Annotated in this window: 9 protein-coding genes; 6 read left to right on the top strand and 3 right to left on the bottom strand. The window is 76.2% G+C overall.

Translation table 11 applies throughout. The features are described 5' to 3' along the window. The first annotated feature begins 46 nt into the window (after positions 1-46). Positions 47-5,188: a glycoside hydrolase family 3 N-terminal domain-containing protein gene (locus JIG38_RS06485; protein WP_199422943.1), complete on the top strand. Its 5,142-nt coding sequence runs from the start codon at positions 47-49 to the stop codon at positions 5,186-5,188. A 46-nt stretch (positions 5,189-5,234) separates the two neighbouring features. Here JIG38_RS06485 and JIG38_RS06480 read toward each other — a convergent pair whose 3' ends face one another. Further along, entirely contained in the window at positions 5,235-5,660 is a 426-nt protein-coding gene (locus JIG38_RS06480; protein ID WP_199422942.1) for a VOC family protein, read from the bottom strand. A 101-nt stretch (positions 5,661-5,761) separates the two neighbouring features. On the opposite strand from JIG38_RS06480, the gene JIG38_RS06475 reads away from it, so the two are divergent. Beyond that, positions 5,762-6,748 (top strand): helix-turn-helix transcriptional regulator, encoded by a 987-nt coding sequence (locus tag JIG38_RS06475; protein WP_199422941.1) that lies wholly within the window; start codon positions 5,762-5,764, stop codon positions 6,746-6,748. Between the two features lie 58 nt (positions 6,749-6,806). After that, positions 6,807-8,339 (top strand): histidine kinase N-terminal 7TM domain-containing diguanylate cyclase, encoded by a 1,533-nt coding sequence (locus JIG38_RS06470; RefSeq protein ID WP_199422940.1) that lies wholly within the window; start codon positions 6,807-6,809, stop codon positions 8,337-8,339. Positions 8,340-8,408: 69 nt separating this feature from the next. On the opposite strand, the gene JIG38_RS06465 is transcribed toward JIG38_RS06470, so the two are convergent. Then, positions 8,409-8,837 (bottom strand): VOC family protein, encoded by a 429-nt coding sequence (locus JIG38_RS06465; RefSeq protein WP_199422939.1) that lies wholly within the window; start codon positions 8,835-8,837, stop codon positions 8,409-8,411. 156 nt (positions 8,838-8,993) lie between these two features. On the opposite strand from JIG38_RS06465, the gene JIG38_RS06460 reads away from it, so the two are divergent. After that, positions 8,994-9,572, top strand: coding sequence for a TetR/AcrR family transcriptional regulator (locus JIG38_RS06460; RefSeq protein ID WP_199422938.1), 579 nt, complete (start codon positions 8,994-8,996; stop codon positions 9,570-9,572). A gap of 414 nt (positions 9,573-9,986) precedes the next feature. Here the strand turns inward: JIG38_RS06460 and JIG38_RS06455 are convergent, their stop codons facing one another. Continuing rightward, positions 9,987-12,503 carry a PQQ-dependent sugar dehydrogenase gene (locus tag JIG38_RS06455; RefSeq protein WP_199422937.1) on the bottom strand — a complete coding sequence of 839 codons (2,517 nt, stop codon included), beginning with the start codon at positions 12,501-12,503 and terminating at the stop codon, positions 9,987-9,989. A gap of 340 nt (positions 12,504-12,843) precedes the next feature. Between JIG38_RS06455 and JIG38_RS06450 the strand changes: the two genes are divergently transcribed. Both JIG38_RS06450 and JIG38_RS06445 read left to right on the top strand, forming a co-directional pair. Further along, entirely contained in the window at positions 12,844-13,521 is a 678-nt protein-coding gene (locus tag JIG38_RS06450) for a D-alanyl-D-alanine carboxypeptidase family protein (RefSeq protein ID WP_233404558.1), read from the top strand. 41 nt (positions 13,522-13,562) lie between these two features. Beyond that, positions 13,563-14,579, top strand: a complete 1,017-nt coding sequence (locus JIG38_RS06445; RefSeq protein WP_199422936.1) for a DNA glycosylase AlkZ-like family protein — start codon at positions 13,563-13,565, stop codon at positions 14,577-14,579.

Genomic DNA, 14,579 nt, shown 5'->3' with positions numbered 1-14,579 from the left:
GCGTTGTGGTCTTGTGGTCGGGTCTCGTCTCACGAAGGAGTGAACGGTGCCCGGACGTCGCAGCCTCGGCCAGGACAGGCCCCACCCCGACGCACCGACCTCGGGACCACGCCGACGACGGCTCGCGGCCACCGTCGGGCTCCTCGCGATGCTCCTTCCCGGCGCGCTCGTGGCCACCGCCGGCCCCGCGGCCGCCGCGACGGACCTGGCCCTCACGGGCGTCGCCACGGCCTCCGCGTCCCAGGACGACGGCGACGGCAGCTTCCCGGCCTCCAACGCGATCGACGGCGACCCGGGCACGCGCTGGGCCAGCGGCAACGGGCCCGACGAGGACGTCGAGTTCACCGCGTGGCTCCAGGTCGACCTCGGCACGTCGGCGACGCTCGACGGCGTGACGCTCGCGTGGGAGGCGGCGTACGCCGCGTCGTACGAGGTGCAGGTCGCGGCCGCGGCGCCCGAGGACGAGGCGTCCTGGACGACCGTGGCGACCGAGCCCGCGAGCGACGGCGGCACCGACGCCCTGACGTTCGGCGCGCCCGTCGAGGGCCGCTACGTCCGCGTGCTCATGCTCGAGCGCGTCGCGTTCGACTGGGACCCCGCGCGCCCCCACTGGTACGGGTACTCGCTGTTCTCCCTCGAGGTGCTCGGCGTCCCCGACGACGTCGCCGTCGCCTTCGCGCGCGCGACGACGCAGGTCCCCGCGGGCGACACCGCGACCGTGCCGATCGTGCTCAACGCACCCGCGGCCGGCGACGTCACCGTGCGGGTCGCGTCGACCGGCGGCACCGCCGTCCCGGGCACCGACTACACCGTGGTCGACGAGGTCGTCACCGTCCCGGCCGGCACGACGACGGCTGCGGTCGCCGTCGCGACCGTCGACCGCGGGCCCCTCGCGCCCGTGAGCACGGTCGAGCTCACGCTGAGCGACCCCGCGGGCGGCCTCGTGCTCGGCGGCCGCACCACCACGACGGTCACGCTCACGCCGCACGGCGAGCTGCCGGACGTCGGCGCGGTGCACGTGCTCGAGGACTTCGAGGCGGGCGTGCCCGCCGGCTACTTCCCGTGGGGCGCCCGCGCCGAGGTGACCCCGGCGCTCTCGACCGTCGCGGCGGACCGCGACGGCGCCCCCGCGGGCAACCACGTGCTCCAGGCCTCGGTGACCGGGCCCACCACGGCGGGCGACTGGTTCGGCTTCTCGCACGACCTGGCCACGCCCGCCGACTGGTCCGACCACGACGGGTTCACGTTCTGGTTCCTCGGCACGGGTGCCGGGGGCACCCTGCGCTACGAGGTCAAGAGCGGCGGGCAGCTCTTCGAACGCTCGGTGGTCGACGACGTGGCCGGCTGGCGGCGCGTCAACGTCGCGTTCGCGCAGCTCCGCCTCAAGGGCGACCCGGCGTCCGACGCGCGGTTCGACCCGAGCGCCTCGACCGGCTTCGCGGTCACGCTCACGGACCTCGGCGCGGGCGGCTGGCAGGTCGACGACATCGCGCTCTACGACCGGACCACGATGATCCTGGACGTCGAGGGCGACGTCCCCCTCGCCGAGCCCGGCTCGACCGTCGGCATCTTCACGTGGGGCTCGGACGGCGCGCAGGTGTCCGTGGGCGTCGAGGAGCAGGACCGTGAGGGCGCACCCGCCGGCAACCACGTGCTCGCGGGCGAGTACCTCATCCCGGGCGGCGGCTGGGGCGGCTTCAGCCACAACCTCGCGGCGCCGCAGGACTGGAGCTCCTACCGCGGCATCCGCTTCCTCTGGTACGCCTCGCAGGACACGCGCCCCGCGTCGCCGACCGCGGGCGCCGACATCAAGGTCGAGCTCAAGGACGGCGGCCCCGACGGCGAGCACTCCGAGCTGTGGGCCGCGACCTTCAAGGACACGTGGTCGCCCGAGGGCAGCCGGTGGCGCGTCGTCGAGATCCCGTTCAGCGACTTCACGCTCGGCGGCTTCCAGCCGGGCGACGCCGCGACGCAGAACGGCACGCTCGACCTCACCACCGCGTGGGGATACGCGCTGACCATGGTCCCGGGCACGGCCGAGCCCGTCCGGTACGCCGTCGACGACGTCGCGCTCTACGGCTCCGCGGTGCCGGCACCGACCGTCACCGTCGCACCCGCCCAGGACGTCGTGCTCGTCGACCCGGGCGAGACGGCGCAGGTCGCCGTGCGCGTCACCACGACGGACGGCGCCCCGCTCGCGCAGGCCGTGACGGTGACCTACGCGGATGCGCCGGGCACCGCCGAGGCGGGCACCCACTACACGCCCACGAGCGGCACGCTCACGTTCGACGCCGGGACGGCGTCGGGCACCGAGCAGGTCGTCGAGGTCGCCACGGCCGCGACGGCCGCGCAGGACGACGCGCGCTCCTTCACGCTCACGCTCGAGGCCGACGGCGCCGAGGCGTCGTCCGCGCGCGTCGTGCTCAACGCGGTCGGCGCGCCGTACCTCGACGCCTCGCTGCCGGTCGCCGAGCGGGTCGAGGACCTGCTGGGTCGGATGACGCTCGCCGAGAAGGTCGGGCAGATGACCCAGGCCGAGCGGCTCGGCCTCCAGTCGCCCGGGCAGATCGCCGAGCTCGGCCTGGGCTCCGTGCTGTCCGGCGGCGGCTCCGTGCCGCGGGACAACACGGCGGCGGGCTGGGCCGACATGATCGACGGCTTCCAGCGGCAGGCGCTCTCGACCCGGCTGCAGATCCCGCTGATCTACGGCGTCGACGCCGTGCACGGCCACAACAACGTGGTCGGGGCGACGATCGTGCCGCACAACACGGGCCTGGGCGCCACGCGGAGCCCCGAGCTCGTGCGGCTGCTGGGCGAGGTCACCGCGCAGGAGACCCGTGCCACGGGCGTGCCCTGGACGTTCGCGCCGTGCCTGTGCGTCACGCGGGACGAGCGGTGGGGCCGCAGCTACGAGTCGTTCGGCGAGGACCCGGCCCTGGTCGAGGTGTTCGCGGACGACGCGGTCCTCGGCCTCCAGGGCAGCGACCCGACCGACATCTCCGCGCCCGACCACGTGCTCGCGACCGCCAAGCACTGGCTCGGCGACGGCGGCACGCGGTACGAGCCGGCCCAGGCGGGCTCGGGCTACCCGATCGACCAGGGCGTCACGTACGCCGGCTCGCTCGAGGAGCTGCTGCGCGTGCACGGCGACCCGTACGTGCCCGCGATCGAGGCGGGTGTCGGCTCGGTCATGCCGTCGTACTCGGCCGTCGACCTCGGCGCCGGTCCGCTGCGGATGCACGAGCACGCGCAGCTCAACACCGACGTGCTCAAGGGCGACCTCGGGTTCGAGGGCTTCCTCATCAGCGACTGGGAGGGCATCGACAAGCTCCCGGGCGGCACCTACACCGAGAAGGTCGCGCGGAGCATCGGCTCGGGCCTCGACATGGCGATGGCGCCGTACAACTTCGCGACCTTCGTCGCGTCGCTCACCGAGAACGTCGAGAGCGGCGCGGTCACGCAGGAGCGCGTCGACGACGCCGTCCGCCGCATCCTCACGGCGAAGGTCCACCTGGGCCTGTTCGAGCAGCCGCTCGCCGACCGCTCCCTCGCGGGCGAGGTCGGCTCGGCGGAGCACCGGTCCCTCGCGCGCGTCGCGGTCGGCGCGTCGCAGGTGCTGCTCAAGGACGACGGCGTGCTGCCGCTCGCGACCGACGCGCACGTGTACGTCGCCGGCTCCAACGCCGACGACCTGGGCCACCAGGCCGGCGGCTGGACCATCGCGTGGCAGGGCGGCTCGGGCGACATCACGGAGGGCACCACGGTCCTCGAGGGCATCCGCGAGGTCGCGCCGGACGCCGAGGTCACGTACTCCGAGGACGCGTCGGCGCCCATGACGGGCGCGGACGTCGGCGTCGTCGTCGTCGGCGAGCCGCCCTACGCGGAGGGCGTCGGCGACGTCGGCAACAACGGCCGCAGCCTCTCGCTCCCGGCGGCGGACCAGGCCGCGATCGACGCGGTCTGCGGCGCGATGGAGTGCGTCGTGCTCGTCGTCGCCGGGCGGCCGCAGCTCGTCACCGACCGGCTCGACGCGATCGACGCGCTCGTCGCGTCGTGGCTGCCGGGAAGCGAGGGCGCCGGCGTCGCGGACGTCCTGTTCGGCCAGGTGCCGTTCACGGGTCGCCTGCCGATCTCGTGGCCGGCGTCGGCCGACGCGGTCCCGGTGAACGTCGGCGACGCGTCCTACGCGCCCCTGTACGCGTACGGCTGGGGCCTGCGGACCGACGCGGTCCGCGCCCGCCTCGTCGACGCCGTCGAGGCGCTCGAGGGGTCGGGCGGCGCGGAGGCGGCCGCGGCCGTCCAGGCCGTGCTCGACGCCGACGTGTGGGAGGGCGACGCGCTCGCCGCCTCGCCCGAGGCGGTCGCGCAGGCCGTGCGCCTGCTCACGGCCGCCGCGGGCGTTCTCGACGGGGAGTGGACCGCCGAGGCGGACCTCGTCCTGTCGGTGGTCCGCGACGTCGCGCAGGCCGCGATGGTCGCGGGCACCGCGGCCGACGGCGCCGTCGTGCTCACCGCGGACGCCGAGCACGCCCTCATGTCGGGCCGCGTGGGCGAGGCGGCCGCGCTCCTCGCGGCGGCCGCGGGCATCGACCTCACCGAGCCCGTCGACTCGACGACGACGCTGAGGCTCGCGCCCGAGCGCACGACGTTCGGCCGGGGCTCGACGGCGGTCGTCACGGTGCGCGCCGACGGCGCCGCACCGACGGGCACGGTCGACGTCCTGGTGAACGGCGAGGTCGTGGCGTCCGGCGAGCTCGTCGCCCGGGGCCCCGAGCGGGCCCGGGCACGCGTCGAGCTGCCCGACGACCTGCCGGTGGGCACGCACGAGGTCGTCGCGGTCTACCGCGGCACGGCCGAGGTCGCGCCCTCGACGTCGGAGGCGGCCACGTACGTGATCCGCCGCGCCCAGCCGCACGTCACCGCCGCGGGCACCGACTGGACCGTGGGACGCGGCGACCCCAAGGTCGTCCGGGTCCAGGTGGGCGGTGTGGCGGACGTCGCGCCGACGGGGTCCGTCACCGTGTGGGTCGTCGGCGGCCCGGCCGTCACCGCGCCGCTCGGCCCCGACGGGACGGCATCCGTGCGCCTGCCCGACCGGACGCGCACGTCGCTCGTCGTCGTCCTCTACGGCGGCGACGCGACGTACGAGCCGGGGATCGCCCTGCCGAGGATCCTCCTGGTCGGGTAGCCGAGGCCGGGGCCGCCGCCTGTCGCGCGGCGGCCCCCGCCACGCGTCACGGCGCGGGGTAGGGCACCGCGACGTCGAGCACCCAGGTCACGCCGAAGCGGTCGGTGAGCATGCCGTAGAGCGGCGCCCACCCCGCAGGCGCGAGGGGCTGGACGACGGTCGCGCCCTCCGCGAGGCCGGCCCAGTAGCCCCGGATCTCCTCGGCCGAGTCACCCCGCACCGAGACGAACACGGCGTTGCGGCCCGGGTCGTGCTCGAGGCGCCCCGGCACGTCGTAGGCCATGACGGCGAAGCCGGCGTCGGAGACGGCCTGGCCCCACATCACCTGGTCCGCCTCGGCCGCGTCCCCCACGGCCCCGGCGTCGCGGTAGGTCACCGCGGTCACGGTGGCCCCGAACACGGCGGCGTAGTGCTCGAGCGCGGCCCGGGCGTCGCCGCGGAAGTTGAGGTGGGTCGTCGTGCTCACGGTCATGGTGTGCTCCTGGGTCGGTCGTCGGGCGTCTCTCGCCCTCCCGGTCGACGCTAGGAGCCATCGGTGCCACTTCCTGACCGCATGGCCAGCAGACTGGGCCCATGGCCGACACCAGCGTGCGGACGCTCCGCCTCCTGTCGCTCCTGCAGTCACGCCGTCACTGGCGCGGCGCCGACCTCGCCGGGCGGCTCGAGGTGTCGTTGCGCACGCTGCGCCGGGACGTCGACCGGCTGCGGGCGCTGGGTTACCCGGTCGAGGCGCACCCCGGCGTCGACGGCGGGTACGCGCTGGCCCCGGGCGCCTCGCTCCCCCCGCTCGTGCTCGACGACGACGAGGCGGTCGCGATCGCGGTGGGGCTCTCCGCGGCGGCGACCGCCGGGGTCGCCGGCCTGGCGGAGGCCGCGGTGCAGGCGCTCGCCAAGGTCGTGCCCGTGATGCCCGCGCGCCTGCGCCGGCGCGCCGAGGCGCTGCGCACGGCCACGGTCCAGGCCTCGTGGGGCACGCCGGGAGCGCCGGGCACCGCCGGGGGCGACGAGGCGGTGGACGCCGAGGCGCTGACGACGGTCGCCGTCGCGTGCCGCGACGGCGTGCGCCTGGACTTCACCTACGTCGCCGCCGACGGCGCCGGCTCCGCCCGCCACGTCGAGCCCCAGCGCGTCGTCGTGCTCGACCGGCGGTGGTACCTCGTGGCGTGGGACCTCGACCGCGTCGACTGGCGCGTGTTCCGCCTCGACCGCCTCGACGCCCCCCGCGCCACGGGCGCACGCGTCGCGCCCCGCCGGCTCCCGGACGACGCCGCGGCGTTCGTCCGGGCGCGGCTCAGCGGCGGGCCGCAGCGGCACCGCGTCGAGGCGGTGGTCGACGCGCCGGCGGCGGTCGTCCGCGGCCGCGTCCGGTGGTGGCTCTCCGTCGAGCCCGAGGGCGAGGACCGGTGCCGCGTCCGCCTCGACGTCGACGACCTGCTGTGGGCCGTCACGGCCCTGGGCCTCGTCGGCGCACCGTTCACCGTGGTCGCCCCGCCCGAGCTGCACGCCACGCTGCGCGACGTCGCGCAGCGGTACGTCCGCGCAGGTGAGCAGCCGTCCTGAGGCTCCGCGACCCTCACAAGCGCCCGCCCGCGGTCGATGGGAGGTGCGGAGGTCCTCCGTGCCCACGATCGTCGCCGTCGTCTCCCTGGCCGCTGCTGTCGTGGCGACGGTCACGGGCGTCTCGGTGCTGCGCCGACGCCGGACGTCCCCCCTCGCCCTGCCGCTCGCGCTCATGCTCCTCGGGGCCTCCGAGTGGGCCGCGGCCCGCGCGCTGCTCACGGTCGCGCGGTCCTCCGAGGGGGTGACCCTGCTCCTGCACCACGCGGTCTTCCCGGGCGTCGCCGTCGTCGTCAACGGGGCGTTCTGGTACTTCGTCGTGCTCTCGGGTCGGCGCCTCTCGCGGCGCGGGGCGGTCCTGCTGTGCCTGCACCCGGCGCTGCTCGCGGTCGCCCTCGTGACGAACCCCTGGCACGAGGCGTTCCTGCGGCTCGACGTCGACGGGCTGACGCGCGACCTCGCCGTCGGCCCGCTCTACTGGGTCCACACGGCGTACAGCTACGGGATGCTCGTCGTCGGGCTCGGCCTCGCGGTGCGCACGATGGTCCACGCGGTGCCCGGGCACCGGCACGTGCACGCGATCTCCGCGGTCGCGGCCACGATCCCGGTCCTCGGCAACGTCGTGGCGACCGTCGTCGCCACGACGTCCCAGAACCTGCACCTCACGCCGGTGTTCTTCCTCGCGAGCGGGGCGATCTTCTGGTGGCTCGAGCGCTACCGCCCGCTCAGCCGCGCGGTCCCGATCTCGACCCGGCAGGTGCTCCGCGCGCTCAGCGACGCCGTCGTCGTGCTCGACCCGCAGGGGCGCCTCCTCGACGTCAACCCGGCCGCGCGCACGCTCCTGCGCCGGCCGGACGACATCGTCGGCACGGAGCGCGTCGTCGGCGCGCAGCTGCGCGACCTCGTCGCACCCGAGCTCGCCGACGCGCTCGAGGGCGCCGAGCCCGGGCTGATCACGACGGCGTCGGGCGCCGTCCTCGACATGCGGGTCACCTGCATGGACGACGACCACGGTCGTGCGCTCGGCGCGGTGGTCGTGCTGCGCGACGTCACGGAGCTCGAGCGCCTGCGCGCCGAGCTCGCGAGCCAGGCCTCGCAGGACGCGCTGACGGGGGTGGGCAACCGGCGCTCGTTCGAGGAGCGGCTCGCGGCGGCCGTCGCCGAGGCCCACGCCTCCGGCACCCCGATGAGCCTGGCCCTCCTCGACCTCGACCACTTCAAGGCCGTCAACGACACGCACGGCCACGCCGTGGGCGACCGCGTCCTCGTCGAGGTCGCGCTCGCGCTCACCTCGTCCGCCGTGCCGGGCGAGACGATCGCGCGGATCGGCGGCGAGGAGTTCGTCCTCCTGCTGCCCGGCCTCACCGCGCCGGACGCCGCAGCACGGGCCGAGGAGGCGCGGCGTCGGTGCTCCGCCACGCGGGTCCCGGTGCGGGGCGGGGACGTGGGCGTGACGGCGAGCCTCGGCGTCGCGGAGCTGACGCCCGACGGCACCCCCGACTCCGTCCTGCGCGCCGCCGACCGCGCCATGTACGCCGCGAAGGCCGGCGGGCGCGACCAGGTCGTCCGCGCCCGGGAGCGCGTGGGGAGCTGAGCGTCGTCCCGGGACGCCGCAGGGCGGCGCCGGGTGCCGGCACCGCCCCGCAGTCGTGCGGCCTGGACGTCAGGCGGCGACGAGGTCGAACTCGTTGCCCTCGGGGTCGGCGAGCGTGACCCAGCGCCGGCCCTCGGCGCTGAGGCTGCCGAGGCGCCGGGCGCCGAGGCCCTGGAGCCGCCGCATCTCGTGGTCGAGGTCGTTGGTCGTCAGCTGCAGGTGCAGCGGGGTCGACAGGACGCGACCCTCGGTGGCCTGGCGGAACACGAGGCGCGGCATGCCGCTCGCGGGGTCGTCGACGAGCTGGGCGAACTGCGGGCTCGCACCGGGTGCCACCTCGACGCGCAGCGCGGCGGCCCAGAACTCGGCGGCGGCCTGGGCGTCGAAGGCGTCGTAGGCCAGCCCACGGAAGACGGACACGGAAGCAGGGGTGGTCGGCGCCGTGGCGGTCGCGGCGGCGCGGCCCGTGGTCGGACGGGGCAGGGTGATGGTGGTCATGGTGTCTCCTCGGTGCTGCGTGGAGGGGGTGGGCCGGGCGCGGGGCCGGCGCGATGGACGCGGGGCCGGGCGGTGCGTACCCTGGAACGGAGGAGCCTCCGTTTCCGTTGTCACCACCATAAGCGGAGGATCCTCCGGATAGCAAGAGGGAGTTCTGTGTCCACCACCCAGGCCGCCGGCAAGCCCCTGCGGGCCGACGCGAGGCGCAACCGCGACCGGCTCCTCGCCGTCGCCACCGAGGCCCTGACCGAGGACGTCGAGGTACCGCTCGAGACCATCGCCGAGCGCGCGTGCGTCGGCATCGGCACCCTGTACCGCCACTTCCCCCACCGCGACGCGCTGGTCGAGGCCGCGTACCGGCACGAGGTCGAGGAGCTGTGCGCCGCCGCGCCGCGGCTGCTCGAGGCCGACCGGCCCGCCGTCGACGCCCTGCGCGGGTGGATGGGCCGCTTCGTACGCTACGCCGCGACCAAGCGCGGGCTCGTCGGCGCGCTCCGCACCGCCGTCGGCTCCGACTCGCCGCTCTTCAGCGAGACCAGGGCCGGGATCGTGGGCGCGATCACCATGCTGCTCGAGGCAGGTCGCGCCGACGGCTCCGTCCGCCCCGACGTCGAGGGGACGGACGTGTTCCTCGCGCTGGGCGGCGTGTGGATGGTCCCCGACGGCCCCGAGTGGGAGGCGCAGGTGCGCCGCGTCCTCGACCTCGTCGTCGACGGCCTGCGCTACCGCGCCTGAACGCCTGCCTCTCCCGCTCCGCAGACGGTCACGGCACTCCGCGGGCCGGCCCCGCCCTCCCCCGACTCCAGCGCGGAGCCTCGTGCCACGACACGCCGGCGTGTCCGGGCACCACGCTCCACCCCCGCGGCACGCCGCTCCGCAGACGGGCACGGCTCTCCGCGCACGCCACAGCGCTCCGCGACCACGGCACCGGCGCCCGGGCCCGCCCCGGACTCCAGCGCGGAGCCTCGTGCCACGACACGCCGGCGTGTCCGGGCACCACGCTCCACACCCGCGGCACGCCGCTCCACCGACGGGCACGCCGCTCCGCGGACGGCACAGGGCTCCGCGAACGCCACGGGGCTCCGCGAACGCTCGGCGAGGGACGCGCTCGGCGGAAGAGACGCTCCCCGCTCGCCCGACGCCGTCCGATCAGGGACGCAGCCGGTCGGCCGGGACGATCTCGAGCGGCTGGGACGGGCTCGACCAGCGCAGCTGCGCGACCGCCGAGTGGGTCCGGTCGAAGTACTCGAGCACGATCGGCGTGGCCGTCCCCGCGGTGAGCGCGACCGTGCCCGTGTCCACCTGCCGCGAGTGCGGGTTCCACTGGTCGATGACCAGCCGCCCGCCGACGCGCAGCCGGACGCCGTCGTCCGACGTCGTCGCGAACGTGTAGGTCTGGCTGTACCGCGGCACGACGCTGCCGCTCCACCGCACCGAGAACGTGTCCGGGTCCACGCCGGGCGCGGGCGCGCCGCGGCCCCAGTCGAACGCCGCCGTCGGGTCGACGCGCGTGAGCACGGGGCTCGTGAGGTCCTGGTTCTGGAAGTACGTCGCGGTCAGCCCGCGCAGCGAGAGGGTCGCGGTGAGCGTCGTCGCGGCGGCCGGCGTCGTCCAGGTGCGGGTCGCCGAGGTCGAGCCGTCCGACCAGCGGTCGAACCCGTACGGGCGCCCGGCGGCGTCGGTCTGCGCGGGGACGCCCAGGCGCAGCGGCGCGCCCGCCCACGAGGTCACCGTCGTCGGCCCGGTCACGGGCGTCCCGTCGACGGTGAGGGTGCGGCCCGCGGGCGACGTCGCGAGCGTGACCGCGACCGTGCGCGGACGGAAGTCGCGCACCGCGGTCGCCGTCGCGCCGCCCGCGTCGGTCACGGTGAGGGACACGCGTAGGTAGCTGTTAGCCGCGGCGGCGAGATCCTCGGGGCCTGGCGCCGTGAAGGTCACGTCGCTGCCCGCCACCGGCCCGAGGAACGGGTGCGTGTGCTGGTCGTGCACGCGCACCACGGTCCAGCTCAGCGCGCCCGGCGGCAGCGTGCCGTCCTGGGCGTCGGTGCCCGAGCCGGTGAGGTGGTACGTCTGGCCGGTGGTGAACAGGGCGCCGACGGCGGGCGAGGTGAGGACCGCGGTCGGCGCGGTGTTGCCGGAGCGCACGACGACGCTCGCGGCGGCCGACGTCGCCCCGGCCGGGTCGCGCACGCGCAGGCTCGCGGTCCACGTGCCGGCCGCGTAGGTGTGGCTCACCGTGGCCGCCGTCGTGGTGACGTCCGGCGAGCCGTCGCCGAAGCTCCACAGGTAGGTCAGCGCGCCGCCGTCGGGGTCGCTGCTGCCCCGCCCGTCGAGCACCGTCGTCAGCGGCGCCCCACCGGTGGACGGAGTCGCCGTGAGGGCCGCAGTCGGCGGGCGGTTCGCCGTGCCCGTCGCGGCGATCCGGCGGATCTCGCCGCCGTTCGCGTACGTCGTGTAGTAGAGCGCCTGGCCGCCGGCCGGGACGGGCCCGAACTCGAGGTGGACGGCGCCGCCGAGGCCCGTCGCGACGTCCGTGCGCGTCGTGCCGACCAGCATCATGATCTTGCCGCAGACGTAGTCGGCGAAGAGGTAGCCGTTCTCGTACGCCGCCGGCCAGACGCCGTTCGGCACGAAGGCGCCGCCCGTGATCGACCCGCACCCCGCGCTGCGGTCGTAGTCGTGGATCGGCCCGGTCATGCCGGCGGGCTGTGCGGGACCGCAGTTCGCCGCGGAGCCCGTGTTGGCGCAGTGCCCCTCGCGCACGTTCCAGCCGTAGTCCGCGCCCGCCGTGCCGCGGTCGATCTCCTCCCACACGTTCTGGCCGACGTCGTTGACGTAGAAGCTGGTCCCGGTCGCGTCGGGGTCGAAGGCCATCCGGAACGGGTTGCGCAGGCCCCACGCGAACGTCTCGCGGCAGACCGTGCCCGCCGCGGCCGGAGCCGTGCGGCACGACGCCGTCCCCGTCCCCAGGAACGGGTTGCCGGGAGCCGCCTCGCCCGTGGTCCGGTCGACCCGCAGCACCTTGCCGAGCAGCACGTTGCGGTCCCGCGCGGCGTCGTTCGCCCCGCCGCAGCCGCTGTCGCCGCGGTAGTCGCAGCCGCCGTCGCCCGTGGAGACGTAGAGGTAGCCGTCCTTGCCGACGTGCAGGTCGCCCGCGTTGTGGTTGCCCGCGGGCGACGCGATGCCGTCGAGCAGGATGCGCTCGCTGGCCGGGTCGACCGTGTTGTCGTCGCGCAGGACGAAGCGGCTCACGCGGTTGACCGGCGCGCCGGCCGGCGTGCCCGTCGTGCTCGTCGGGCAGGACGTGCTCGTGCCGCGCGCGGTGTAGAAGAGGTAGATCGCGCGCGAGGCCGGGTCCGGGTCGGTCGCGACGCCCAGCAGGCCGCGCTCGGAGTTGGTGCACAGCCGCGCGGAGAGGTCGAGCGCGGGCGCGGCGAGCAGCGTGCCCGACGCCGTCTGCAGCCGCAGACGTCCGGGCTGGGTGGCGACGAGCATGCGCCCGTCGGGCATGAAGGCGATCGCCGTCGGCGCCGGGACCGACGCGACGAGCGCGTCCGTGAACCCCGCGGGCACCGTGGCGGCGGCGGCGGGCGCGGCGCCGGGCAGCAGGAGCAGGGGCGCGAGCAGGGCGCACACCACCGCCGGGACGAGCCGCTGGATCCGCATGCTGGGCCCCCTCGCCCGACGTCGGCCGACCCCGCCGAGCATCCTCCGCCCCCGCTCCCCCCGCAAGGCTCCGCCCCCGCCCTGCCCCGCCCGCCCCGTCCGCCCCGGCCGCCCCGTCCAGATGCTCGGATCCGCACATCGGAGCCCTCCGACCCGTACTCGACACGGGCGGAACGCTGAGACGTTCGGATCCGAGCATCTGGACGGGGCCCGTCGTGGGCCCGGTGCGGCGGGATGAGGTGTCGGGGCGCCGCGTGCGACCGGCGGATGACGGGCGCGGGCCACGGTCCCGACGATGGGCAGACGCGGGACCCGGGCCGGCACGGGTCGGATGGTCACCATGGACCACGCACCCCAGCCGGCCCGACGACGGCGCGTCGCCGGCCGCAGCCATCTCCGCCGCACCGGCCTCCGGGCGACCGCCGTGCTCGCCGGACTCGTCGCCGTCGGGCTCCTGGCCGCGCCCTTCCTCATGCCGCGCTCGGCAGGGCTCGACGGCGCCCCGCCGCCGCCCCCGCTCCAGGTCGGCGCGGTGCCGGACGTCGGCACCCCGGACGAGGCCGCGCCGGACGACGCCTCGGCGACGGCACCCGACCCGCGCGAGCGTGACGACCGCATCGACCCGTTCGACGAGGACCACCCGGCGGTCGCGGGCCTCGACCCGGACCTCCGCGCCGCGGTCCAGGCCGCGGCGAGCGACGCCGCCGCGGACGGCGTCGAGCTCTGGCTGACGTCCGGTCGCCGCAGCCCGGAGTACCAGCAGGACCTGCTCGACCGCGCGACGGCGACCTACGGCTCGCTCGAGGAGGCGCTCGCGCGCGTCGCCACGCCCGAGACGTCGAGCCACGTCACGGGCGAGGCGGTCGACGTCGGCCCGACGGCGGCCGCGGACTGGGTCGGGCGGTTCGGCGACGCGTACGGCCTGTGCCAGACGTACGCCAACGAGATGTGGCACGTCGAGCTCGCGACCACCCCCGGCGGCGAGTGCCCCGCACCCCTCCCGGACGCGCGCGGCTGACCGCCATGATGGGCAGCGACCGTCGGGCGTGAGGGGGACGCATGGCTGCGCTGGAGCTCACCCGCGAGCAGGTGCTCGCCCACCGACGACGCGCGAACGGCCTCGAGGAGCGCGTCGCACCGACGCCGGACTCGGTGCGCCGCGCCGCCTGGGCGGGGATGACGGACAGCGTCCCGCGCGCGGCCCTGCACTCGCTCCACGCCCGCGTCGAGGGCACGCCTGCGACCGCTGTGCCCGAGCCGCCGCTCGTCCAGGTCTGGGGCCAGCGCTTCAGCGTCCACGTAATCGAGCAGCGCGACCGCGCGGTGTTCACCCTCGCGCGACGCCCGATGGACACCGCCCGGTACGCGGAGGCGGAGCTCCTGGCGGAGCGCCTCGACGCCCACCTCGCGGGCGCCGAGAGGCTGCTGCGCGACGTCGCGCGCGAGCTCGGCGTGCACCACCACCAGTTCCGCTACGCGAGCACGACCGGACGGCTGCTCATCCGGTGGGACGGCGCGCGGCAGCCGACGGTCCGCACCGCGCCCCTCGCAGAGACGGACTACGTCGCCGCGCGCCTCGAGCTGCTGCGCCGCTACCTCCACGTGCTCGGGCCGGGCACGGTCGCGGGGTTCGGCGACTGGGCCGGACTCCGCAAGCCGTCGGCCACCGCGGCGTTCGACGGCCTGGCGGACGAGCTCGTCCCCGTGCGCACCGACCTCGGCGACGCGTGGGCGCTCGCGCGGGACGAGCCGAGCCTCCGCGCTCCGGTCGAGCCCTCGACGGCCGTCCGCCTGCTGCCGAGCGGCGACGCCTACTACCTCCTGTGGGACCGCGAGCGCGAGCGCCTCGTGCCCGACGCCGCGCGCCGCGCCGAGCTCTGGACCCCTCGCGTCTGGCCGGGTGCGGTGCTCGTGCGCGGCGAGGTGGTCGGCACGTGGCGCCGCGCGGACGAGAAGGTCGTGATCACCCCCTGGCAGCCGCTCGACGCGGCGACGACGGCCGAGGTCGAGCACGAGGCGACGTCGCTGCCCCTCCCCGGCGTGACCACGCCGATCTCCGTCCGCTGGGCGAGCTGA

The sequence above is a fragment of the Actinotalea solisilvae genome, from assembly GCF_016464425.1.
In the GTDB taxonomy this organism is placed as follows: Bacteria; Actinomycetota; Actinomycetes; order Actinomycetales; family Cellulomonadaceae; genus Actinotalea; species Actinotalea solisilvae.
Note: the sequence above shows the minus strand (reverse complement) of the source record. Positions and strands in the feature narration are given on the sequence as shown.